At 69.7% G+C, this 21,691-nt stretch carries 20 protein-coding genes; 5 read left to right on the forward strand and 15 right to left on the reverse strand.

Annotated features, from left to right (window positions below):
• Nucleotides 1-139: 139 nt before the first annotated feature.
• The 3 genes from DBV35_RS11235 to DBV35_RS11245 are packed head-to-tail and all read right to left on the reverse strand — an operon-like array spanning nucleotide 140 to nucleotide 3,736.
• Complete coding sequence (locus tag DBV35_RS11235) at nucleotides 140-931, reverse strand: IclR family transcriptional regulator (RefSeq protein WP_108660210.1); 792 nt, start codon at nucleotides 929-931, stop codon at nucleotides 140-142.
• A 52-nt stretch (nucleotides 932-983) separates the two neighbouring features.
• Complete coding sequence (locus DBV35_RS11240; protein ID WP_108660211.1) at nucleotides 984-2,279, reverse strand: type III PLP-dependent enzyme domain-containing protein; 1,296 nt, start codon at nucleotides 2,277-2,279, stop codon at nucleotides 984-986.
• The gene (locus tag DBV35_RS11245; RefSeq protein ID WP_108660212.1) at nucleotides 2,276-3,736 is read right to left on the reverse strand and encodes a M81 family metallopeptidase; all 1,461 of its coding nucleotides are present in this window, start codon (nucleotides 3,734-3,736) and stop codon (nucleotides 2,276-2,278) included. Before DBV35_RS11245 ends, DBV35_RS11240 begins: the two co-directional genes overlap by 4 nt.
• Nucleotides 3,737-3,978: 242 nt before the next feature.
• On the opposite strand from DBV35_RS11245, the gene DBV35_RS11250 reads away from it, so the two are divergent.
• The 5 genes from DBV35_RS11250 to DBV35_RS11270 all read left to right on the forward strand — a co-directional run bounded on the left by DBV35_RS11250 (nucleotide 3,979) and on the right by DBV35_RS11270 (nucleotide 9,685).
• Nucleotides 3,979-4,806: an IclR family transcriptional regulator gene (locus DBV35_RS11250; protein ID WP_108660213.1), complete on the forward strand. Its 828-nt coding sequence runs from the start codon at nucleotides 3,979-3,981 to the stop codon at nucleotides 4,804-4,806.
• Nucleotides 4,803-6,284 carry a M81 family metallopeptidase gene (locus DBV35_RS11255; protein WP_108660214.1) on the forward strand — a complete coding sequence of 494 codons (1,482 nt, stop codon included), beginning with the start codon at nucleotides 4,803-4,805 and terminating at the stop codon, nucleotides 6,282-6,284. The genes DBV35_RS11250 and DBV35_RS11255 overlap by 4 nt, the downstream gene beginning before the upstream one ends.
• Nucleotides 6,285-6,476: 192 nt before the next feature.
• The gene (locus tag DBV35_RS11260; RefSeq protein WP_108660215.1) at nucleotides 6,477-7,730 is read left to right on the forward strand and encodes an aspartate aminotransferase family protein; all 1,254 of its coding nucleotides are present in this window, start codon (nucleotides 6,477-6,479) and stop codon (nucleotides 7,728-7,730) included.
• Nucleotides 7,731-7,801: 71 nt separating this feature from the next.
• Nucleotides 7,802-9,271 carry a M81 family metallopeptidase gene (locus DBV35_RS11265; RefSeq protein ID WP_108660216.1) on the forward strand — a complete coding sequence of 490 codons (1,470 nt, stop codon included), beginning with the start codon at nucleotides 7,802-7,804 and terminating at the stop codon, nucleotides 9,269-9,271.
• 96 nt (nucleotides 9,272-9,367) lie between these two features.
• A complete protein-coding gene (locus DBV35_RS11270; protein WP_108660217.1) occupies nucleotides 9,368-9,685 on the forward strand; it encodes an SH3 domain-containing protein in 318 nt (105 codons plus the stop codon).
• Nucleotides 9,686-9,769: 84 nt separating this feature from the next.
• On the opposite strand, the gene DBV35_RS11275 is transcribed toward DBV35_RS11270, so the two are convergent.
• The 12 genes from DBV35_RS11275 to DBV35_RS11330 all read right to left on the reverse strand — a co-directional run bounded on the left by DBV35_RS11275 (nucleotide 9,770) and on the right by DBV35_RS11330 (nucleotide 21,691).
• Entirely contained in the window at nucleotides 9,770-11,071 is a 1,302-nt protein-coding gene (locus DBV35_RS11275) for an ABC transporter substrate-binding protein (RefSeq protein WP_108660218.1), read from the reverse strand.
• A 72-nt stretch (nucleotides 11,072-11,143) separates the two neighbouring features.
• Nucleotides 11,144-12,232 carry an ABC transporter ATP-binding protein gene (locus tag DBV35_RS11280; RefSeq protein WP_108660219.1) on the reverse strand — a complete coding sequence of 363 codons (1,089 nt, stop codon included), beginning with the start codon at nucleotides 12,230-12,232 and terminating at the stop codon, nucleotides 11,144-11,146.
• 8 nt (nucleotides 12,233-12,240) lie between these two features.
• Entirely contained in the window at nucleotides 12,241-13,098 is an 858-nt protein-coding gene (locus tag DBV35_RS11285; RefSeq protein ID WP_108660220.1) for a carbohydrate ABC transporter permease, read from the reverse strand.
• Nucleotides 13,095-14,027: a carbohydrate ABC transporter permease gene (locus tag DBV35_RS11290; protein ID WP_108660221.1), complete on the reverse strand. Its 933-nt coding sequence runs from the start codon at nucleotides 14,025-14,027 to the stop codon at nucleotides 13,095-13,097. Before DBV35_RS11290 ends, DBV35_RS11285 begins: the two co-directional genes overlap by 4 nt.
• A 40-nt stretch (nucleotides 14,028-14,067) precedes the next feature.
• Nucleotides 14,068-14,826, reverse strand: coding sequence for an SDR family NAD(P)-dependent oxidoreductase (locus DBV35_RS11295; protein WP_108660222.1), 759 nt, complete (start codon nucleotides 14,824-14,826; stop codon nucleotides 14,068-14,070).
• Between the two features lie 39 nt (nucleotides 14,827-14,865).
• Complete coding sequence (locus DBV35_RS11300; RefSeq protein WP_108660223.1) at nucleotides 14,866-15,645, reverse strand: SDR family oxidoreductase; 780 nt, start codon at nucleotides 15,643-15,645, stop codon at nucleotides 14,866-14,868.
• Nucleotides 15,645-16,520: an NAD-dependent epimerase/dehydratase family protein gene (locus DBV35_RS11305; RefSeq protein WP_108660224.1), complete on the reverse strand. Its 876-nt coding sequence runs from the start codon at nucleotides 16,518-16,520 to the stop codon at nucleotides 15,645-15,647. The genes DBV35_RS11300 and DBV35_RS11305 overlap by 1 nt, the downstream gene beginning before the upstream one ends.
• Nucleotides 16,520-17,197: an RraA family protein gene (locus DBV35_RS11310; RefSeq protein ID WP_108660225.1), complete on the reverse strand. Its 678-nt coding sequence runs from the start codon at nucleotides 17,195-17,197 to the stop codon at nucleotides 16,520-16,522. Before DBV35_RS11310 ends, DBV35_RS11305 begins: the two co-directional genes overlap by 1 nt.
• A 5-nt stretch (nucleotides 17,198-17,202) precedes the next feature.
• Nucleotides 17,203-18,477 carry a mandelate racemase/muconate lactonizing enzyme family protein gene (locus DBV35_RS11315; protein ID WP_108660226.1) on the reverse strand — a complete coding sequence of 425 codons (1,275 nt, stop codon included), beginning with the start codon at nucleotides 18,475-18,477 and terminating at the stop codon, nucleotides 17,203-17,205.
• The gene (locus DBV35_RS11320) at nucleotides 18,474-19,538 is read right to left on the reverse strand and encodes an ABC transporter ATP-binding protein (protein WP_108660227.1); all 1,065 of its coding nucleotides are present in this window, start codon (nucleotides 19,536-19,538) and stop codon (nucleotides 18,474-18,476) included. Before DBV35_RS11320 ends, DBV35_RS11315 begins: the two co-directional genes overlap by 4 nt.
• Nucleotides 19,531-20,580, reverse strand: a complete 1,050-nt coding sequence (locus tag DBV35_RS11325) for an ABC transporter ATP-binding protein (protein ID WP_205648568.1) — start codon at nucleotides 20,578-20,580, stop codon at nucleotides 19,531-19,533. The genes DBV35_RS11320 and DBV35_RS11325 overlap by 8 nt, the downstream gene beginning before the upstream one ends.
• Complete coding sequence (locus tag DBV35_RS11330) at nucleotides 20,555-21,691, reverse strand: ABC transporter permease (RefSeq protein ID WP_108660691.1); 1,137 nt, start codon at nucleotides 21,689-21,691, stop codon at nucleotides 20,555-20,557. The genes DBV35_RS11325 and DBV35_RS11330 overlap by 26 nt, the downstream gene beginning before the upstream one ends.

Here is a 21,691-nt window from a genome sequence, read left to right on the forward strand (position 1 = left end):
CAATGTTGTCACGAGGCCTCTCAAGTGTTGCACGCTCTTCATCCAGTGTTCGCAGGCAGTCTTGTCACTGAAACTGAGCGTAAAATTCACCTATTCTAGGGTCAACGCGCGTTCGTTCCGCCTGTAGGAACAACGCGCCTCATGCGGCGACGGCGGTGCCGGGCGCGGGCTGGAGGCCGGTCCCGATGCGCATGGCGGCGGCCTTCAGGGCGGTCACCGCCTCGCCCGCGCGGCCGGCGAGGGTGCGGGTCTGCGGCGCGCACAGGCTGATCGCGGCGACGGGGTAGCCCGCGCGGTCGAGGATCGGCACGCCGATGCACATCATCCCGTCCTCGTTCTCGCCATTCTCGATCGCGTAGCCGCGCGTGCGCACATCGGCGACCTGGCGGCGGAAGCTCTGCGCATCGGTGAGCGTGTTGATGGTGCGGGCGGGGAGGTTCGGGTCGACGGCGAGGCCGTGCTCTCCCTCCGGCAGGAAGGCGACGATCGCCTTGCCGAGCGAGGTCGAGTGGACGAAATGGCGGTGGCCGACGCGGGCCTGACCACGGCCCGAGCGGCCGGGGTCGAGGATGTCGAGATAGACCACCATGCCGTCTGAGAGGATCGCGAGGTTCACCGTCTCGCGGAAGGTTTGGAGGAGCTGGTGCATCTCCGGCTGCGCCGTCTCGCGCAGGCCCTGGAAGGCGCGGTCGGCGGAGGCGAGGGCGCGGAAGCGCGGGCCGGCGCTGTAGCGGTCGCGATGGGCATCGTAGTCGAGATAGGCGGCGGCCGAGAGAGTCTGCAGATAGCGGAAGGCCGTGGTCTTCGGCAGCTTCAGCTCCTGCACGGTCTCGGTCAAGGTCACGTCGCGGCCCTGACTGATCACGTAGTCGAGCACGTTGAGCGCCTTCATCACCGGCTGGACGATATAATCATCGCTGACGTGGCTCATCTTCCCCAATCCTCTCCGATGCCTCGACCGGCCGTCCCTTCCACTCGCAAGGTCAGAAGAATGTCTTCAACGCGCCCGTGACGTTGTAGTCCGCGTCGGCGAGCACCAGCATCGCCCACTTGTCGAACGTCGTGCAGGGATGGCCGATGCCAAAGCCCACCATGTCACCGACCCGGAGGTGCGTCGGCGCGGCGCTGACGAGGTGACAATGCTGGTCGTTGAGGGCGACGACCTCGTGCCCGGCGGGCATCGGCTCGGGCGCCGCCATGCCGGAGCCGGGGCGATACCACCGCGCGGGGACGGGCATCCCCGCGTCGAAGCCGACATCGCGCTTGCCCATCGTCAGCATCGTGCGCTGCGCCTCGGGGCAGGACTGGACGTAGGCCCAGACCTCCAGCGCCGGCTTGAGGCCGCCTTCGGGCAGGGTCAGCGACGTCTCGGACAGGATGCGCGCGAACTGCTCGGCGTATCCGATGGAATCGTGGGTGAGATAGCAGCCCGAGCGCAGCACCTTGAGGAGCGTGCGCGACAGGGAGAGCGCGGCGAAGCGCTCGCCAACCCGGTCGAAGAAGGCCGATCCGCCGGCGCTCACCACGATCGGCGCTTCGGGCGGGAAGAGACTTTCGGCGAGCGCGACCTCGGCAAGGCGCGTCACCTCGGCGACGAGCGTATCGGCGGCGTCGGGCGTCGGCAGCAGCCCCTCGAAACACTCGAACCCGGCAAGGATGAGGCCTTCGGTGACGGCGACGGCGCGGGCAACGGCGAGCGCGTCCGTCCCGGAGCGCGCGCCGGTGCGCCCGCCGACGAAGCCAGCCTCCACGAGGATTCGGAGCGGGTTGCCGCGCGGGGCGGTGCGCTGCGCGCCGTCGGAGAGGAGGGCGAGGCCGTCGAGCCCGTCGACGAGGCAGTAGAGCTCGAAATCCGGGTCGGCCGCGAGGGCCTTGAAGGCGGCATCCACGGCGCGCGGGCCGACGAGCTGGTTCGCGAGGAGCACGCGCTTCACCCCGAAGCGGCGCGCGACCTCCAGCTGCTGCACGGTCGCGACCGTGATCCCCCACGCCCCGTCCGCGATCTGCAGGTCGAAGAGGTGCGGAGCCATCGTCGTTTTGCCGTGCGGGGCGATGAGGAGGCCGTTCGCCGCCGTGAAGGCGCCCATCCAGGCGCTGTTCGCGGCGAGGATGTCCTCGCGCACCACCGCGAGGGGGAGCGGCAGGTCCTCGGCGAGGATGTTCCAGCCCTGCCGGCCGACATCGCCGACCGTGAGGGGCGGCGCGTCGAAGGGGAGGCCCTTCGTCGCCGGGTCGAGGGAAAGCCCGTCGAGGGCGGCGATGTCGAGACGTGGGATCATAGGAGCGGGTTCGGGTCGAGAGGGGAAAGGGGCCGGCGGGCCTTGCGATAGACGACCTTGGTGGGGTCGGACGGGTAGGGGCCGCCGGTGTCGAGATAGTGGATCGAGGCCGCGATCGGGGCGAAGGCGGCGTAGAAGTGGTTGGAGGACTTCACCACCACGACTTTCTTCGCGCCGAGATCGATGCCGAGCTTGGTGAAGGCGGGCGGGCTGAAGGTCTGCGAGCGGCCGCTCGCGAGCACGATGTCGACATTGCCGATCGTGATCGCCGCCGAGGGGCCGAGCGAGACGAGGCTCTGCTCGAACGGGATGACGAGATCGTCGCTGACGCCGCGCACGGTGACGGTCGCGTCGATCGGCGCGCCCGAGGATGGGGCCGCCTTGCCGCAGAAGCGGAGTGGGATCTCCGCCCCGACCCCGGCCGCCCGGCAGAGCGCGACCGCGCCCGGATCCCACAGCGCACCGATCGCGGAGGGGATGTCCGGATGGTCGAGAAGGGCGCGCACCATGACCGATGAATCGCCCGCGACGCCGCCGCCCGGATTGTCCCACCGGTCGGCGAAAACGATGGGCTGCCCGCTTTCGCCGAGCGCGAGGCGGATCGCGTCGTGCGGCTTGTGGTGGACGGGGCCGGCTGAGGCGGGCCATGCGAGGATCTCGCGCCCCAGCGTTTCGGCGAGCGCGGCGGCCTTTGCCCTATTCGCCGCCCCGTCCGCGACCACGAACACCTTGGTGCCGACATCGTAGACGTCGGCCGCCTGGAAGCCGTGCGCGACGGAGATGGAGAGGATGCCGTCCTTGCCCTCCATCGCGCGCATGCGGTCGACGAAGCTGCGGCCGGGTTCGCGGCTCGTCATGAAGCCGGACATCGCGCGCGTGTCGAACACGGCCATCACCGGGTCGATCTCGCCGCGCGCGGCGGCGAGGCAGAGCGTCACCAGCTCCTCGGCGCGGGCGAGGAAGTCGGTGTGGGGGAATTCCTTGAACGCGATCAGGATGTCGGCCGCCGCGACGCGCGCGTCGGTCAGGTGGCAGTGCATGTCGAACTCGGCGCCGATCACGCAATCCGGGCCGACGATCGCGCGGGCGCGGGTGAGAAGATCGCCCTCACAATCGTCGTAGTCGCGCGCCACCATGGCGCCGTGGAGGCCGAACAGGGCGACGTCGAGGGGGAGGGCCGCGCGGAGCTGGTCGAGGATCTCGTCGCGCAGGCTCTCATAGGCCTCGCGCGAGACGAGGCCGGCGGGCTCGGCCCAGGTGGCGGTGCCCTCCACGAGCGTGAAGCCCTCGGCGCGGGCGCGCCGGCGGGCGGCGACCATCGGCGCGGAGCACAGCATCGGCGTCTCGGGGTGGGTGCCGGGCGGGCAGTAGAAGGCGTCCTCGAACGCGGACCGGTCCACGTAGAGCGGCGAGAACGTGTTCGTCTCGGTCGCGAGTGAGGCCACGAATGCGCGCACGGGCGTGTCACCTTCTCCGGGCGAGGTGCGATCCACATTGTGGGATCGCGTCATGCCAACGACTTGCAGATTAACAATGATTGCCCCGCCTTCTGTCAATGCCGTTTGGGCGCTTGCTAAATTTTCATGCGGAATGCTTGCAAATCTGGCGAGACGATCCCCTAATGACTGGGTCAGATCTCCCATAAGGCCGTTCCACGATATGAGACGCAGGTTCTCTGGGTTGACCTCGATCGGGCGCGATGCCGACCGGAATTAGCGAGAAGCGGCGCATCCCGCCCGAGGCGCGCATCCAGTCCATCGGCCGCGCCAAGGCGCTGCTCGACGCGATGAGCGGCGGCGGCTGGGTCAGCCTGAGGGGGCTCGCCGACGCGACGGGACTCGCCAAGACGACGACGTTCAACCTCGTCACCGCGCTGGTCGATGTCGGCCTTGCCGAGCACGACCCGAAGGCGGGGGCCTACCGCCTCAGCCTCCAGCACGTCGTCTACGGCAAGGCCGTCGAGCGGCGGCTCGACATCGCCGCGATCGCGGGGCCGCACCTCATCCGCCTCTGCGCCGCGACGCGCGAAACGGTGAACCTCGCCCTCCCGGCCCCGACCGATTGCGTGATCGTCGAAAGCCTCGAAGGGAGCCAGAGCCTGCGCGTCTCATCCTACTCCGGCACGCGCGCGGCCTACCACTCCACCGCCTGCGGGCGCGCGCTCCTCGCCTTCCAGACGACCGCTTTCCGCAACGTCATCTACGGGCTCGGCCCGCTGACGGCGGAGACGGCGCGCACCGTCACCGATCCGGAGGCGCTGGAGGCGCTCCTCGCCGAATGCCGCGAGGCCGGCTACGCGACCGAGTTCGAGGAGAACGAGATCGGAGGGGCATGCGTCGCCGCGCCGATCTTCGGGCCGGGCGGGGAGGCGGTCGCCTCGGTCAGCATCGCGGGTCCGGCCGCGCGCTTCGACGCCGCGACCATGACGCGCCTCGGCACGCTCCTGAAGGCGAGGCTCTCGGAGATCACCGCGGGCCTCTCCGAGGCCAGCATCCAGCCCCATCGCATCCGCCGGACGCCATCATGACCCGGATCCTGCTCGCCGGCCTCTTCCACGAGACCCACACCTTCGTCGACGACATCACCGGCTTTGCCGAGTTCACCATCCTGCGCGGCGAGGCAATCCTCGGCCGCCGCGGCGACGGCTCCACGATCGACGGCTTCATCGAAGTCGCCGACCGGGAGGGGTGGGAGATCGTGCCCGTCGTCGACTACGCCGCGCTTCCGGCCGGAACGGTCGACCATGCCGTGTTCGAGGCCTTCTGCGCCGACCTCGTCGAGGGGGCGCGCGTGGCGCTCGACGCAGGCCCGCTCGCCGGGATCTGGCTCGCCCTCCACGGGGCGATGGTGACGACCGAATGCGAGGACGCGGAGGGCGAACTCCTGCGGCGCCTGCGCGACGTGCCGGGCGCGGAGGCGCTGCCGGTCTTCGGCGTGTTCGACCTCCACGCGACCTTCACGCACGAGATGGCGCGCCACGCGGACGGCCTCGTCGGCTACCGCGAGAACCCGCACATCGACGCGCGCGACGCCGCCGTCCGCTCCGCCGAGCTTCTGGCGCGGTCGCTCTCGGAGGGGACGCGGCCCCACATGGTGGCGCGCAACGCGCCGATCGTCTGGGCCCCGCCCGGCACTGGTACCGCGGACCGCCCGATGCGCGACCTCGAGGCGCTTGCCCGCGCCATCGAGGCGGAGGAGCCGGGCGTCTGGGCCGCCAATGTCATCGGCGGCTTCTCCTTCTCCGACGTGGCGGACGCGGGCGTCGCCTTCAGCCTCGTCACCACGTTGGCGCCCGAGAGGGCGGAGGCGCTGCTCGACCGACTGGAGGCGCTGGCGCTCGAACTGAAGCATCTCGGCGTGCCGCACGAGTGGGACCTCGACGACGCGCTCGGCGAGATCCGCGACCGCTCCGGCGGCCCCTATCTGGTGGTGGAGCCGGCCGACAATATCGGCGGCGGCGCGCCCGGCGACGACACGGCCGTCCTCGCCGGCTTCCTGCGGCACGGCTTCGCGAACGCTGCGGTCGCGATCGCCGACGCCGAGGCGGTGCGCGCCTTCGCGGGCGCGGCGCCGGGCGAGACGCGGCGCGTCACCATCGGCGGAAAGGGAAGCCGCCTCGGCGCGGGACCGTTGGAGGTGGACGCGACCTTCCTGCGCCGCACCGACGGGGCCTTCGCGCTGGAGGACCGCAACAGCCACCTTGCAGCGTCGCAGGGCATCCACTTCTCCATGGGGCCGAGCGTGGTCGTCACGGTGGAAGGCGTCACCGTGCTCCTGTCGAGCCGCAAGACGCCGCCCTTCGACCTTGCCCAATGGCGCTCGCAGGGCGTCGATCCCGAGGGGCTGCACGCGATCGGTGTCAAGGCCGCGGTCGCCCACCGTCGCGCCTATGACCCGATCGCGGCGGGGAGCTACACGGTGAAGACCGCCGGTCCCTGCACCAGCGACCTCCACAGCCTGCCCTACCGGCGCCTGAGGGCCAACGTCTTCCCCTTCGCCGAATAGGCGGGTGAGGACGCGGAGAGGTTTCCGCCCCGCGAAACGCGCGGCGCTTCAACGGAGCGCCAACGCGTGGTTTGCTTCGGTTAGGGAGTGAGGAGGAATTCGTTGACTATTTCATCGCCAGAATCGACATCGGCCGGGGCGTTTCTCTCGTTCGACAAGTCGGCTGAGACGATCCGCCGGAATTCTCAATGGATGGCCGGCGGCGTCAACAGCAACTTCCGCCTCAATATTTCGCCGACCCCGCTCGTCTTCGAGCGCGGGGAGGGGCCGTACCTCTACGATGTCGATGGCAACCGGCTGATCGACTACTATCTCGGGATGGGGCCGATGATCCTCGGCCACTCGCCGCGACAGATCGTGGACGCGGTGAAGAGCCAGATCGACAGCGGCATCCTCTTCGCGGGGCAGACAGCGATCGAGGCGGAGGCGGCGCGCCTCGTGTGCGAGCTCGTCCCCTCGGCCGAGCGCATCCGCTTCGGCAGCTCCGGCTCGGAGGTGGACCAGGCCGCGATCCGCGTCGCGCGCGCCGCGACGGGCCGCGACAAGATCGTGAAGTTCGAGGGCCACTATCACGGCTGGTTCGACAATGTCCTGTGGTCGATCGCGCCCGGCCTCAACGCCGCAGGGCCGGAGGAGGCGCCGGTCCCGGTGCCCGGCAGCAAGGGCCAGCCCGCCACGAGCGCGGAGCATCTCGTGGTCCTCCCCTGGAACGACCTCGACCTTCTGGCCGCGCGGCTGGAGGCGGAGGACATCGCGGCGGTCATCATGGAGCCGGCGATGTGCAACCAGGGCGCCATCCACCCGGCGCCCGGTTACCTGGAAGGCGTGCGCGAGGTCTGTACCCGCACCGGGACGATCCTCATCTTCGACGAGGTGATCACCGGCTTCCGCCTCGCCCCAGGCGGCGCGCAGGAGCTCTTCGGCGTCACGCCCGACATCTCCACCTTCGGCAAGGCGATCGCCAACGGCTTCCCCGTCGCCGCGATCGCCGGGCGGGCCGACCTCATCGATCTTTTCTCCACCGGCGGCGTCGTCCATGGCGGCACCTACAACGCGCAGCCGATCGCGATGGCCGCGACGGTGGCGACGCTGCGCTCGCTGACGCCCGCGCTCTATGCCGGCATCGCGCCGAACGGCACGACGCTCGTCGCCGGGATGCGCGACATCCTCGCCCGCGCCGGGATCCCGGCGGTGGTGGACGGCTTCCCGCAGGTCTTCCACGTGGCGCTCGGCCTCGACGAACCGGCGCGGAGCTATCGCGACCTCACGCGGATGAACCGGCCGGCCTACGTGGCGCTCACGACCGCGCTCCTGAAGCGGGGCGTGCGCGCGCTGGAGCGGGGCGCCTGGTTCCTGTCCTCCGAGCACACCCCCGCGGTCGTCGACGCGACGCTCGACGCGTTCGAGGGCGCGGTGCGCGAGATCAAGGCCGACGGCGCGATCTGAGCCGCCGGCCTCCACAACGGACCGTCGCGCCCGCGCCGGTCCGCCCTCCACCCCTCACGGACAGCGACACCATGCGGCTCTTCATTGCGACGCTCGGCACCGAGACGAGCACCTTCGCCTCCTTCCCGACCGGCATCGAGGACTTCAAGGCGCAGCTCTGGAACGAGGGCGATATCGGCGCGGAGCCGACCTCGCCCTGGTCGGCCCCCGCCCAGCGCTGGCTCGCGGCGGGACGGGCCGAGGGGTGGGAGGTGGTGGAGAGCCTCCACGCCTTCGCCTCGCCCGCGGGTGTCACCGTGAAGAGCGCCTACGAAGAGATGCGCGAGCGCATCCTCGGCGACCTCGCCGCGGCGGGCCCGGTCGACGCGGTGCTGATGTTCCTCCACGGTGCGATGATCGCGGAGGGGTACGATGATTGCGAGGGCAACCTCGTCTCGCGGATGCGCGCACAGGTGGGTGACGCGACCCGCATCGGCATCGAGCTCGACCTGCACGCCCACATCGACGGCACGCTCGTCGGCGCGGCGGACATCATCGTCATCTACAAGACCTATCCGCATATCGACCATTCGGAGCGCGCCGACGATCTCTTCGCGCTGATGAAGCGCACGCTCGCGGGCGAGATCGACCCGAAGATGGCCCTCTTCGACTGCAAGACGATGGGCCTCTTCCCGACGACGATGGAGGGCCCGATGCCCGCCTTCGCCCAGTCGCTCACCGACGGGGAGGGCCAGGGCAAGATCCTCTCCCTCTCGCTGAACCACGGCTTCCCCTGGGCCGACGTGCCGCTGGCGGGCGCGAAGATGCTGGCCGTCGCCGATGGCGACATGGGTGCGGCCGAGGCCGCCGCGAAGGACTATGGCGAGCGCTTCTACCGGATCCGCGCGGAGGCGATGCTTCCCTTCACGCCGTTCGATGAGGCGATCGAGGAGGCGAAGATCAAGGGCGACAAGCCGCTCCTCATCGCCGACACGTCCGACCAGACGGGGAGCGGGGCGCCGGGCGACACGACCCACGTCCTCAGAGCGTTCGTCGAGGCCGGCATCCGCAACGCGGCGATAGCGCCGCTGTGGGACCCCTCGGCGGTCGGGATCTGCTTCAAGGTGGACGTCGGGGCCCGCCTCAAGCTGCGCATCGGCGGCAAGTTCGAGCCGCATTCCGGCCCGCCCTTCGACGCGGACGCCGAGGTGCTGTTCCTGAAGCGCGACGCCTATCAGGACCATCTGCCGGGCGAGCGGATCGCGATCGGCGACGTTGCGGTCGTGCGCGTGGAGGGGATCGAGATCCTCATGACCACGCACCGCACGAACCTCTACACGCTGAGCCTCCTCACGCTCCACGGCATCAGCTTCGAGGACAAGCAGGTCGTCTCCATCAAGAACCTCTACAAGCATAAGGATCTCTTCGTGGAGAACACGCGGCGGCAGCTCTTCGTCGCGACGCCAGGCACCAGCAATCCGGACTGGACCGCGCTCCCCTTCGAGCGCCTGCCGCGCCCCATGTGGCCGCTCGATCCGGACCCGCTCGGCCTCGACGGATAAGGCGGGAGGCACCGTCCGCGAGCACGCGGCGGGCGCTGCGACCACGGGTCTCCTCAATCGCTGGTCAAGCCCGGCGGAATCGGGGTAGAACGTGCCATGCTTACGAGCATGCGCATAATCGTCGTCGCGGCGACGGCGCTCGTCAGCGGGGCCGCTCTGTCGGATTCGATCGAAGCCCTCTCGATCTCATCCGACGTGTGGTTGCGCGACGGTCCCTCTACGTCGAATCGGCGCATCACCGGCCTGCCGCGCGGCACGGCGGTGATGGAGATCGCCGATCTCGACACGATGTCGGCCAGACATTCCGATCGCTGGGTCCAGGTCTATGTCCTGGAAGGGCGGGCGGCTGGCCGCGAGGGTTGGGTCTGGGGCAGCTACGTGAATTGTTGCGAAGCCCACGAGTGGATGCAGTAGGCACCGCTCGATAGACCCGGGACGCCGCGATGGGCTGCCTGCACGGGCCATGGGGTTGAACGCCCACGGCCCGCACGGCTCCGTCTACTGCGCGTCGTCGAACTTCGCCGCCGCCTCCTTCAGCGCCTCACCGGGGTCGATGCCGTCGACGAGGACGCGCGCCGTCGCCTCGTTGAGCGCGCTCTGCAGCGTGCGCGTGTTGCAGGCGGTCGGCTCCATCCAGCTGTTGGCGCTCCAGGCGTCGATCATGGTCGACACCCAGCCATTCTCCGGCTTCTTGAAGTAGTCGTCCTCGAGCAGCGAGCGGCGGGTCGGGACTTGTCCGCCGACGGTCGACCACAGCTTCACCCCGGCGGGGCTCACCATGTAGTCGATGAACTTGCCGGCCTCTTCGAGGTGGGGCGACTTGTTCCACGCCGCGACCCACCAGCCCGACACCGGCATCGGCCCGGAGCCTTCCCCGTCCCAGGTCGGCCAGGGGATCACGCCGATATTCTCCGCCCCGAACGAGGCGTTCTTCGCGATCACGCTGTAGCGCAGGATCGAGGTGATCGCGATCGCGTAGCGGCCGGCGGCGAACTGCTCGGTGATGTCGTCGACATTGTAGACGAGCGCGTCCTTCGGGGTGACGCCGTTGTTGATGAGGTCGACCGTGAAGGTGAGGGCGCGCCGGCCGGCCTCGGTGTCGAAGTTGGCCTTGCAGCCGTCGAACACCTGGTCGCCCCCTTCGAGCATCCCGATGAGGAGGGGCGTGCTCTCGGTCTTCAGCGGAGCGAGCGGCATCCCGAAGCCCCACACGTCGACGCGGCCGTCCCCGTCATTGTCCTTGGTGAGGGCCTTCGCGGCGGTCGCGATCCCGTCCCAGCTCGACAGCGTCTCGGGGTCGATCCCCGCCTCGGCGAGGAGGTCGCTGCGATAGTAGATCACGCTCGCCCCGTGGAAGAGGGGCAGGGCGACGAGCTCTCCCTCATGGCGAGCCGCTTCCCAGCCGGCCTCGACGAAGAAGTCGGCCTTCCCGTCCGGCGCCCACTTGTCGACGATGAGCTTCTCAAGGTCCGCCCCGGCGCCGGACTGCTGCAGGCCGCCCAGATTCTTGGCGTCGATCCAGACCACGTCCGGGTTGTTGCCGGTGCGGTGGCCGAGGAAGAATTTCGGCGGCATCTGCGCGAAATCCTGCGGTTCGACGCGCACCTTGATGCCCGGATTCTCCGCCTCGAAATCCTCGATCATCTGCTTCAGCGCGACCTCGCGCGGCGAGGTCTTCGCCGGGTCGAGGAAGGTCCACATGGTGACGGTCGTGTCGGCGTGGGCGGCCGTCGCCAGAAAAGCCGCGGTGAGTGTGAGGACGGCGGCGCGGCCCGCCGTTGTGATCGCGTGTCGATGCATGGCCGTTTCCTTCGCGCCCCATTCTTCTGTGACCGTCACGCTCGCCCGGGGCCGGCGGCGCACGGGAACGGGTCAGTGGAGATCGATCGCGACCCCCTTCTCGTCGAACGCCAGCAGGCGTTCGGGAATGATGGCGAGATGGATGTGCGCGCCGCGCTCGATGCGCGTCGCGGCGTCGACGCGGCAGGCAAGGTCGAGACCGCCGAGGGTGCGCGCGAAGACGATGATGTCAGGCCCCGCGGGCTCCACCTCGGTGACGCGCGCCTCGATCCCGCCCGCCTCGGCGATGCGCAGGCTTTCGGCGCGCAGGCCGAAGGTGACGCGGCGGCCGGTGAGGCGTGCGGCGCCCGGCGGGACGCGGCCGACACTCAGCGTGTCGTTCGCCGTCGCGATCTGGAGCGTGTCGTCCACGATGCGCGCCTCCCCGTCGAGGAGGAGGATTTCCCGCTCGCCGACGAAGTTCGCCACGAACACGTTGGCCGGGCGGTTGTAGATCTCGAACGGGGTCGCGAACTGCTGGAGGCGGCCCTTGTCGAACACGGCGATCCGCGTCGACATCGACATCGCCTCGGCCTGGTCGTGGGTGACGTAGATGATGGTGGAGCCGATCCGGTCGTGCAGCGCCTTCAGGTCGCGCCGCATCCGGATGCGCAGCCGCGCGTCGAGGTTGGAGAGCGGCTCGTCGAGGAGGAAGACCTTCGGGTCGCGCACCATCGCCCGGCCGAGCGCCACGCGCTGCTGCTGCCCGCCTGACAATTCCTTCGGATAGCGGTGGAGAAGCGCCTCGACGCCGAGGATCGCGGCGACCGCGGTGACGCGTTCCTCCACCTCGGCGCGCGGCACGCGCCGCCGTCGCGCGCGCAGCGGAAAGGCGATGTTCTCGAACACCGTCATGTGCGGGTAGAGGGCGTAGGACTGGAACACCATCGCGATGTCGCGCTTGTCGGGGCTGACATCGTTCACGACGCGCTCGCCGATCGCGATCTCGCCGTCGTCCGCGTCGAGGAGCCCGGCGAGGAGGTTCAGCGTCGTCGACTTGCCCGACCCCGACGGGCCGAGGAGCGAGACGAACTCGCCCTCCTCGACATGGAGGTTGAGGTCGGACAACGCCTCCACCGCCCCGAAGCGCTTGGTGACACCCGTGAAGTGGACGGAGCTCATGGCGGGCCTCACGATTTGACGCCGCCCGACGTCATCCCAGACAGGAAGAAGCGCTGGAAGGCGACGAAGACGGCGATGACGGGAAGGATGGAGAGGATCGCGGAGGCGGTGAGCGGCCCCCATTCGCGGCCGTAGAAGCCGAGATAGCCGTAGATGGCGACGGGCAGCGTCTTGTAGTCCTCCGAGGAGATCATCACGACGGCGACCACGAAGTCGTTCCACGCGAAGGTGAGGACGAAGAGGCCCGAGGCGACGAGGCCCGGCCCCGACAGGGGAAGAACGATCTTCACCAGCGTCTCGAAGCGGGAATAGCCGTCGATCCGCGCCGCGTTCTCCAGCTCGATCGGCAGCGACAGGAAGTAGCCGTAGAGGATCCAGACGACGATCGGCAGCTGATAGGCCGTGTAGAGGAGGGCGAGCCCGCTGCGCGAATTGATGAGGCCGAGATTGGCGAGGAAGGTGAAGGTCGGAACCAGCAGCGAGGGGAGCGGAATGCTCATGAGCGCGACGATCGCGAACATCAGCACCGTGCGGCCGCGGAAGGCGAGGCGCGCCATCGCATAGGCCGCGAGGCTCCCGACGACGAGCGTCGCGAGGACCGTCGCGACGGAGACCATCGCGCTGTTGAGGACGAAGCGGTGGATGCCGGTGCGAAAGAGGAGGGCGTAGTTCTCCAGCGTCGGCGCCGTCGGGATCAGCTCCGGCGGAAAGCGCAGGATGTCGCCCGGCGCCTTCAGCGAGGTCGAGAGGCCCCACAGGATCGGGAAGAGGGCGAAGAGCAGGATCAATCCGTTGACCGCGGCGCCGGTGAGGAGACGCGTGCGCCGCCGCGCGCGCCAGCTTGGCGTTGTGTCCCGCACGCTCATCGCGGTGTCCCCCGTCGCTGGCGGAAGAGGATGAGGTTGATCGCGATCAGGATGAGGTTGAACGCGAAGACCAGGAAGGCGAGCGCGTTCGCCTCGCCGAGGCGGAACTCCACGAAGCCGAGCCGGTACATCGCGAGGCCCAGCGTCTGCGTCGCGTTGTTGGGACCGCCGCCGGTCAGGATCAGCGCGAACGTGAGGACGTTCACGAAGTGGATCATCAGGCGCACGAGGGTGATGAGGATCGGGATCCGCATCAGCGGCACGGTGATCCGGCGGAAGCGCATCAATGGCCCGGCGCCGTCGACCCGCGCGGCGGCGAAGAGTTCGGGCGGGATGCTCTTGAGGCCCGCGAGGAGGAGGATCATCGCGAAGGCGCTGTCCCGCCACACCGCGTTGAAGATCAGCGCCCCCATCGCCGCCGTCGGGTCGGCGAGGATTGTCGCCTCGCCGAGCCCGAATGGCCCGAGGATCGCGCCGATGAGGCCGGCATCCTTGGAGAACATCCAGCGCAGGAGAAGTGAGCCGACGAGCATCGCGATCACGTAAGGGACGAGCGCGACGGCGCGCACGGCGACGTTCCAGCGCGTGTCCTTCTCGAGGTGAAGGGCGAGCGCCATCCCGACGGTGAGCGTGAGGAAGAGGGCGCCGATGGTGAAGACCACCGTCGCGCCGAGCGCGGCGATGATCGTCGGCGAGGAGAGCATCCGCGCGTAGTTGCCGAGGCCGCGAAACTCGGTCAGCTCGAAATAGTCGACGCGGAAGAGGCTGTAATAGAGGCCGAGGCAGAGGGGGACGGTGACGAACACCACCTCCAGCGCGACGAGGGGCGCGACGAAGCCGAAGGCGCGCCACTCGTCCGGGGCGAAGAGGCGGCGGCGCGGCCGGCCGGCCGCCGCCGCTGCCGGGGCGGTATCCGCGACGGGAGTCATGTAGCGCGCGCCTTCGGTGGTGTCGTCATCGCCGCTCTCCTCAATCCATCAAGAGGCCGCCATTCACGTCGATGAGCTCGCCGGTGATGTACCGGGCGCCCTCCGAGGCGAGGAAGAGGACCGCGGGGGCGACGTCGTCCGGCACGCCGCGGCGGGCGAGCGGGATCGTCGCGCGCAGGATCGCCGGGTCGTTGGTGAGGTCGAAATCCTTCGAGAAGGCGGTGTTGATGATCGAGCCGGGGGCGACGCCGTTGACGTTGATCCCGTCGTCCGCGAACTGGTGCGCGGCCGCCATCGTCAGCGCCCACACCGCCGCCTTCGACGAGGAATAGTGGGCATAGGGCAGGCGCCCGCCGGTCTTGCCCGAAATGGAGCAGATGTTGACGATCCGCCCGCCGCCGCGCTTGCGCATGTGCGGCACGGCCGCCTGCATCGCCCACAGCTTGCCCTTGATGTTCACGTCATAGACGCGGTCGAACTCCTCCGGCGTGATCTCCTCGATCGCGGCGAGGCTGACGATCCCGGCATTGTTGACGAGGACGTCGACGCCGCCATGGGTCGCCGCGATCTCGTCGACGGTCGCCTTCACCGCGTCGCGGTCCGTGACGTCGAGCGCGTGTCCGCTCGCCTTCGCGCCCGTGGCGGCGATCGCCTCGGCGGTGCCCTTGGCGCTGTTCCCGGCGATGTCGGTCACGGCGACGATCGCGCCCTCGCGCCCGAAATGCTCGGCGATCGAGCGGCCGATCCCCGCACCCGCCCCGGTGACGACCACGACTTTGCCGGCCAGTTGGTAGTCCATAGCGTTTCACGCTCCCATTGTTATCGTTGTGCGCCGGGCTCAGCGCCCGCCGGTGGCGTCCAGGAGGGCGCCGGTGACGAACGAGGCCCTGTCCGACAGGAGGAAGAGGACGACGTCCGCGATCTCGGCAGGCCGTCCGGGCCGGCCGAGCGGAATGATGGTGGACATGCGGGCATAGTGTTCGGGCCCGTCCGCCTCGTGCGCCTCGGTGACGATCGTCGCCGGGCGCACCGCGTTGACGCGGATCCCCTCGGGGGCGACCTCGGTGGAGAGGCCGAGCGTCAGCCCGTCGATCGCCGCCTTCGCCGCGCCATAGAGGACGATCCCCTTCGCCCCGTCCTTGCGCGCGACGGCGCCGCCGCGGCGCGAGCAGTCGGACGAGATGTTGACGATGGCGCCGCCCGCCCCGCCATGCGCGGTCGACATGCGCCGGATCGCCTCGCGCGAGCACAGGATCGTGGAGGTGACGTTGAGATCGAGGATGCCGCGAATGTCGGCGGCGGAGGATTCGTCGATGCGCCGGCCGTGCTCGCCGAGGAGGATCTTCGCCCCGCCCGCATTGTTGACGAGGCCCACAAGAGGGCTCAGCGCACCGTCGGCCTCGGCGAACATCGCCTCCACCTCCGCCTCGTCGGTGACGTCGGCCTTGATGGCGACCGCCTTCACCCCTTTGGCCCGGCACGCCTCGGCGACGCGCTCGGCGGCCTCCTTCGAGGTGTTGTAGTTGACGGCGACGTCATAGCCGGCGGCGGCCGCCGCCTTGGCGATCGCCGCGCCGATGCCCCGGCTTGCGGCGGTGACGAGGATCGTGCCGGACATCAGGCGGCCTCCGTTTCGTTGCGGGTGTCGATGCCCCCTGCGTGCCAGCGATGGCGTGGGGCGTAGCCAAGGACGCGCCGGGCGCGTTCGATCGAGAAAATCGGCGTCGCGGGGCCGATTTCGGACCCGCGCGGAACGCCCGGATAGGCGGCGGCGACGGCCTCGCGGATGTCGCCATCGACGAAGGGGCGGTCGGCCCCGATCTGGAGCGCGGCGAACCCGTCCGCCTCGACCTCGACCGCGAGGCGGAAGGCCTCGCCCGCGTCGCGCGCGTCGACATAGGCCCAGAGGCTCTTCACCGCCTGGACGGGGTTGCCGCGCCGCTTGCCGACATGGGCCGCGAACGTTTCGGGCGCCCAGATCACCGGCAGGCGCAGCGCGAAGGCGGCGACGCCTAGGCGCTCGGCGACGAGCGCGGCGAGCCCTTCGCCGGCGAGCTTGGAGAGCCCGTAGCCCTCGCGCGGGACGAGCGGATGGTCCTCGTCGACCGGGAGGCGCACGGGCGCGACGATCGACGGGGCGAGGGACTGGCCGAGCACCGTCTGGCTCGACGCGTAGACATAGCGGCCGATCTTCGCCTCGATCGCGGCGAAGGCGACGCGGGCGGCGAGCGTCACGTTCGTGCGGTAGACGACATCCTCGGGATGGTTGTCGAGGTTCGGGATCGCGGCGAGGTGGACGATCGCGTCCGCCTCGCGCGCCGCCGCGCCGAGCCCGTCCCACACGGCAAGGTCGGCGACGGTGACCTGCGCGGCCTCGCCCGCGAATGGCGCGGCGTCGACGGCGTGGACCTCATGGCCCGCCGCCGTCAGCGCGGCCGTCACGTGGCGGCCGAGATGGCCCGCCGCGCCGGTGACGAGGACGCGCATCGCCATCAGAACTTCCCGAACGTCGTGTAGAGGTCGGCGAGCGAGGTGCGCCCGTCGATCGCGTCGCGGATCTTGTCCTCCTTTCGGCTGACCTCCTCCGCCTTCTCCAGGACTTCGAGCGTGATCTCGGACGGAACGAAGACGACGCCGTCCTCGTCACCGAAGATGTAGTCGCCCGGATTGACGCGGACGCCGCCGATATTCACCCCGCACCCGAAGTCGACGATGTTGAAGCGGCCGACCGCGTCGGCGGGGCAGGTGAACTTGTAGAAGATCGGGAAGCGCTGGCGGCGGATGAAGGCGGTGTCGCGGATCGCGCCGTCGACCACCGCGCCGACGCAGCCGCGCTTGGCCGCCCCGTTCGACCAGAGCTCGCCCCACACCCCGGTGTCCTCGTTGCCCATCGTGTCGTAGGCGGCGACGACATGGGGGACGAACGAGTCGATCACCCGCGGGCCGACGCGCTTCGTGAGGTCCATCGTGGCGTTGTTGGTACCGACGATGGTGAAGGCGGGACCGGCGATCATCTGCGTGTGGTCGAGCGGGCGGATGTCGTGGTGGGCGTACTGGTGGCGCAGCCCGTATCCGTCGAGGACGTCGTTCACCGCGGGCGTGTAGAGGCGCTTGAAGCGCTCCGCGATCGCGGGCCAGTCGAGGTCTTGCATCGTGAATCTCGTGCTCATGGCGCTCACCAGGCCGGCATGCGCGGATGCCAGCCGGGGCGCGCGCTGTCGGCGATGGCGGGGTTGAGGAAGCGGTCGGCCGCGGCGCCGGAGCTCGCGAGCGCGCGGTATTTCTCGAGCTTGTCCTCGTCGATCTCGATGCCGAGGCCCGGCGCCTCGAGCGGGGCGACGATGCCGTCCTTCGGCTCGATCTTGCCGCCGACGATGATGTCGTCGACGAGGTGGAGGTTCATGCAGTCGATGGCGAGGCGCAGGTTCGGCATCGCGTAGGCGGTCTGGACCATCGCAGCCCAGCCGATGCCGAGCTCGGCGCCCGAATGCATGCCGAGATCGATGCCGTTCGCCGCGCACATCCGGTCGAGCGCCATCACCGCGCGCATCCCGCCCCAGTACCAGAGGTCCGCGAGGACGACGTCCACCGCCCCGATGGCGATCGCGGGATTGAACTCCTCGAACTGGGTCACGCACATGTTGGTGGCGAGCGGGGTGGTGACGCTCTTCCTCACCTTCGCCATCGCCGCCGCGTTCCAGCAGGGATCCTCATAATATTCGATGCCGATGGCATCGAGATCGCGCCCGATGCGGATCGCGGTCGCCGGCGTCCAGCTTCCCTGCGGGTCGATGCGCAGGCGCATGTCGCGGCCGAACTCGGCGCGCAGCGCCTCCATCACGTCGCGGTCGAAATTCGGCTCGAAATAGCCGCCCTTCAGCTTCATCGCGCCGAAGCCGTAGCGGGACGCCTGGTCGCGCGCGAAGGCGAGGACGTCCTCGACGGTGTGGATCTCGCCATGGCCGTCGGCGTTGGCGTGGCGGAAGAAGAGGTAGGAGGCGACCTCGACCGAGGTGTGGGCGCGCCCGCCGAGGAGACGGTAGATCGGCTCGCCGATCACCTTTCCCTGGATGTCGAGAAGGGCCATCTCGATCGCCGCCATCAGGGGCTCGGGCGTCTCGTAGGGGTAGTAGTTCCAGTTCTTGATGCGCTGGATGATCGTGCCCGAATCCCACGGATTCGCGCCGACGATGATGGGGGCGAAGCGGTTGAAGATGTCGGCCTTGTAGCGCCCCGAGGTCTCGCCCCAGCCCACGATCCCGTTGCTGGTGGTGATGCGCACGACGGCGCGCGAGTAGGAGCCGAGGGAGCCGTAACACGTCAGGATCGGCGCCTCGATGGGCACCACCACGGGGATGATGTCGATGGATTCGATGGCGAGGCTCGCGTCTCGCGCTTTGGTGCGGGTTTCCGCGTAGTCGGCGGCGTGTGCGCCGTTCCCTCGCGTCATGTCTGGGCTCCAAGGTTCAGGATGTTCTTGCGGTCGGGCAGGGAGGCGGTCGCGGTGCCGAAATCGGTGAGGTCGATCGTCTCTGCGTGATGACAGGCGACGCGCCGCCCGGGGGCGATGTCGCGCATGGCCGGGATCTCGGTCCGGCAGCGCTCGGTCGCGAAGGGGCAGCGCGGGTGATAGCGGCAGCCGGCGGGCGGGTTCGCGGGGTCGGCGACCTCGCCGCGCACCGTCGCGCGCGGCGGGCGCGCGCCGCGCCGCGGCACCGGGACTGCGGCGAGGAGGGCGGCCGTGTAGGGGTGGTAGGGGCGGGCGAAGAGCGCCTCGGTCGGCCCCGTCTCGACGAGCTTGCCGACGTACATGACGACCACGCGGTCCGCGATCGAGCGCACCAGGGCGAGGTCGTGCGAGATGAAGAGATAGGTGAGGCCGAGCCGCTCCTTCAGCGACCACAGGAGGTTCACGATCTGGCCGCGGATCGACACGTCGAGCGCCGAGACCGCCTCGTCGGCGACGAGGAGGCGCGGGTCGGTCGCGATCGCGCGGGCGATGCCGATGCGCTGTCGCTCGCCGCCGGAGAAGGCGTGCGGGTAACGGTCGATATATTCGGGACGGAGCCCGACGAGGTCGAGGAGCTCGGCGACGCGCGCCTTGATCTTGCCGCGCGGCACGAGGCCGAAATTGCGCAAGGGCTCGCCGATGACATCGACCACCCGCATCCGCGGATTGAGCGAGGATTGCGGATCCTGGAAGACCATCCGGATCTCGCGATAGTAGCGGGCGCGCGCCTCGGTGGAGAGGGCGGCAAGGTCGACCACCTCTCCGTCGCGGGTGCGGTAGCGGATCGCGCCCGCGGAGGGGCGGCGCACGCCCGTCAGCGTGCGGCCGAGGGTGGATTTCCCGCATCCCGACTCGCCGACGAGGCCGAGCGTCTCCCCTTCGAGGATCGAGAAAGAGACGCCGTCGACGGCGCGCACGGGCGGCCGCTCGCGCTCCAGAAGCCGGGCGGCGCGGCGATAGTGGATGCCGAGATCCTCGATGGAGACGAGCGGCTCAGCCATGACCGACCCCTCCCTCGCCATAGAGGTGGCAGGAGACGGTGGCCCCGTCCGGGAACCGCGTCGGCACCGGCTCGATCCGCTCGCACACGCCCGCGATGCGTGAGGGGCAGCGCGTGTTGAAGGGGCAGCCGGCGGGCCGGGCAAGCGGGTGCGGCACGATGCCGGGGATCGTCTCCAGGAGCCCCTTGCGGCCCGTCTCGGGGATGCAGCGCATCAGCCCTTGCGTGTAGGGGTGGCGGGGGGTGGCGAAGATGGTGTCGGCCGGCCCCCGTTCCGCGACCTCGCCGAGGTACATCACCACCACGTCGTCGGCGATTTCCGCCACCACGCCGAGATCGTGCGTGATGAAGAGGAGCGCCATGCGCAGCGTCGCGGTCAGCTCGGCGAGAAGCTCCAGGATCACCGCCTGCGTCGTGACGTCGAGCGCCGTCGTCGGCTCGTCGGCGATGAGGAGGGAGGGCTCGCACGCGAGCGCCATCGCGATGGCGACGCGCTGGCGCATCCCGCCGGAGAGCTGGAAGGGGTAGGCGTCGAGACGGGCGCGCGCGTTCGGAAAGCCCACCCGGTCGAGCACCTCCGCCGCCCGCTCGCGCGCGGCGCGGCGGGAGAGGCCCATGTGGATGGTGGCGGCCTCGGCGATCTGGCTCCCGATCGTGTGGACCGGGGAGAGGGCCGTCATCGGCTCCTGGAAGACCATCCCGATCTCGCCGCCGCGGATGGCGCGATAGGCGCGGCCCTTCGGCGGCAGCGTCGCAAGATCGACCGTCTCGCCCGCCTTGGTGCGGAAGAGCATCGATCCGCCGACGACGCGGCCGGGCTTCTGCAGGATGCCCATGATGGAGCGCGCGGTGATCGACTTGCCGGAGCCCGACTCGCCGACGACGCAGACCGTCTCGGCCGGGGCGATGTCGAAGCTCACCCCGTCCACCGCCTTCACCACGCCCTGGCGCGTGCCGAAATGGGTGCGCAGGTTCGCGACCGAGAGGACGGGAGCACGCTGCGGCATCGCGCGGCGCTCAACGTTGATAGGGATCGGCCGCATCGCGAAGTCCGTCACCGAGGAATGAGAGGGAAAGGACCGCCACCACCACCGCGATGCCGGGCGCGAGGAGCCAGGGCGCGGTCGCGAGGGAGCGGATGTTCTGCGCCTCCTTGAGGAGGACGCCCCACGAGATCAGCGGCGGCTGGAGGCCGAGCCCGATGAAGGAGAGGGCGGTCTCCGACAGGATCATGATGGGGATCGCGAGGGTCGTCGCCGCGATGATGTAGCTCGTCATCGAGGGCAGCATGTGGACGGTGATCACCCGCATCCGCGGCGCGCCGTCGAGGATCGCTGCGGTGACGAAATCTTCCTCCCGCAGCGACAGGAACTTGCCGCGCACGATGCGCGCGATCGTCGTCCAGCCGACGAGGGAGAGGATGATGGTGATCGCGAAATAGACCGCGAGCGGGTGCCAGGTGAGCGGCACCGAGGCGGCGAGACCCATCCAGAGCGGAATCGTCGGGATCGAGCGGATCACCTCGATGAGGCGCTGGATCGAGGCGTCGACCCAGCCGCCGAGATAGCCGGAGAGGCCGCCCAGCAGCGTGCCGATGATGAGGCTGAGCGTCACCCCGACGAGGCCGATCGACATCGAGATCTGCGCGCCGAACACGGTCCGGCTGAACACGTCGCGCCCGAGCCGGTCCGCGCCGAGGAGGAAGAAGGGGTCGCGCGGGTTGACCGGGCCGAAGAGGTGCCGGTCGGTCTCGAGGAGGCCGAGCACGGTGTGGGTCGGTCCCTTCACGAAGAGGCCGATCGGGATGATCTTCTCCGGGTCGACCACGAAGGTGCGCCGCAGCGCCACCGGGTCGAGCTCCACCTTGTAGCCGTGGACGTGTGGGGCGAACGCGAAGCCGTCATGGCCGAGGAAGTGGATCGCCTGGGGCGGGGCGTAGGTGTAGCGCGCGTTGGTCTTGTCGGGCGGGACGGGGGCGACGAAGCCCGCGAAGATCGCCGTCAGATAGATGAGGGTGGTGACGACGAGCCCCAGCATCGCGAGCTTGTGCCGGCGGAAGCGCCACCACATGAGGCGCCACTGGCCGGCGGTCGCGACCCGTGCCGCCCCCGCGCTCTCGGCGGGGGAGATGGCGGGCGCCGCGGGGGCGGTCAT

This window comes from Acuticoccus kandeliae (assembly GCF_003073115.1).

Excerpts from the sequence above, each read along its gene's own strand:
- DBV35_RS11235 (WP_108660210.1), bottom strand. The coding sequence starts at position 931 with ATGAGCCACGTCAGCGATGATTATATCGTCCAGCCGGTGATGAAGGCG.
- DBV35_RS11240 (WP_108660211.1), bottom strand. The coding sequence starts at position 2,279 with ATGATCCCACGTCTCGACATCGCCGCCCTCGACGGGCTTTCCCTCGAC.
- DBV35_RS11250 (WP_108660213.1), top strand. The coding sequence starts at position 3,979 with ATGCCGACCGGAATTAGCGAGAAGCGGCGCATCCCGCCCGAGGCGCGC.
- DBV35_RS11255 (WP_108660214.1), top strand. The coding sequence starts at position 4,803 with ATGACCCGGATCCTGCTCGCCGGCCTCTTCCACGAGACCCACACCTTC.
- DBV35_RS11260 (WP_108660215.1), top strand. The coding sequence starts at position 6,477 with ATGGCCGGCGGCGTCAACAGCAACTTCCGCCTCAATATTTCGCCGACC.
- DBV35_RS11265 (WP_108660216.1), top strand. The coding sequence starts at position 7,802 with ATGCGGCTCTTCATTGCGACGCTCGGCACCGAGACGAGCACCTTCGCC.
- DBV35_RS11270 (WP_108660217.1), top strand. The coding sequence starts at position 9,368 with ATGCTTACGAGCATGCGCATAATCGTCGTCGCGGCGACGGCGCTCGTC.
- DBV35_RS11275 (WP_108660218.1), bottom strand. The coding sequence starts at position 11,071 with ATGCATCGACACGCGATCACAACGGCGGGCCGCGCCGCCGTCCTCACA.
- DBV35_RS11280 (WP_108660219.1), bottom strand. The coding sequence starts at position 12,232 with ATGAGCTCCGTCCACTTCACGGGTGTCACCAAGCGCTTCGGGGCGGTG.
- DBV35_RS11285 (WP_108660220.1), bottom strand. The coding sequence starts at position 13,098 with ATGAGCGTGCGGGACACAACGCCAAGCTGGCGCGCGCGGCGGCGCACG.
- DBV35_RS11290 (WP_108660221.1), bottom strand. The coding sequence starts at position 14,027 with ATGACTCCCGTCGCGGATACCGCCCCGGCAGCGGCGGCGGCCGGCCGG.
- DBV35_RS11295 (WP_108660222.1), bottom strand. The coding sequence starts at position 14,826 with ATGGACTACCAACTGGCCGGCAAAGTCGTGGTCGTCACCGGGGCGGGT.
- DBV35_RS11300 (WP_108660223.1), bottom strand. The coding sequence starts at position 15,645 with ATGTCCGGCACGATCCTCGTCACCGCCGCAAGCCGGGGCATCGGCGCG.
- DBV35_RS11305 (WP_108660224.1), bottom strand. The coding sequence starts at position 16,520 with ATGGCGATGCGCGTCCTCGTCACCGGCGCGGCGGGCCATCTCGGCCGC.
- DBV35_RS11310 (WP_108660225.1), bottom strand. The coding sequence starts at position 17,197 with ATGAGCACGAGATTCACGATGCAAGACCTCGACTGGCCCGCGATCGCG.
- DBV35_RS11315 (WP_108660226.1), bottom strand. The coding sequence starts at position 18,477 with ATGACGCGAGGGAACGGCGCACACGCCGCCGACTACGCGGAAACCCGC.
- DBV35_RS11320 (WP_108660227.1), bottom strand. The coding sequence starts at position 19,538 with ATGGCTGAGCCGCTCGTCTCCATCGAGGATCTCGGCATCCACTATCGC.
- DBV35_RS11325 (WP_205648568.1), bottom strand. The coding sequence starts at position 20,580 with ATGCGGCCGATCCCTATCAACGTTGAGCGCCGCGCGATGCCGCAGCGT.
- DBV35_RS11330 (WP_108660691.1), bottom strand. The coding sequence starts at position 21,691 with ATGACCGCCCCCGCGGCGCCCGCCATCTCCCCCGCCGAGAGCGCGGGG.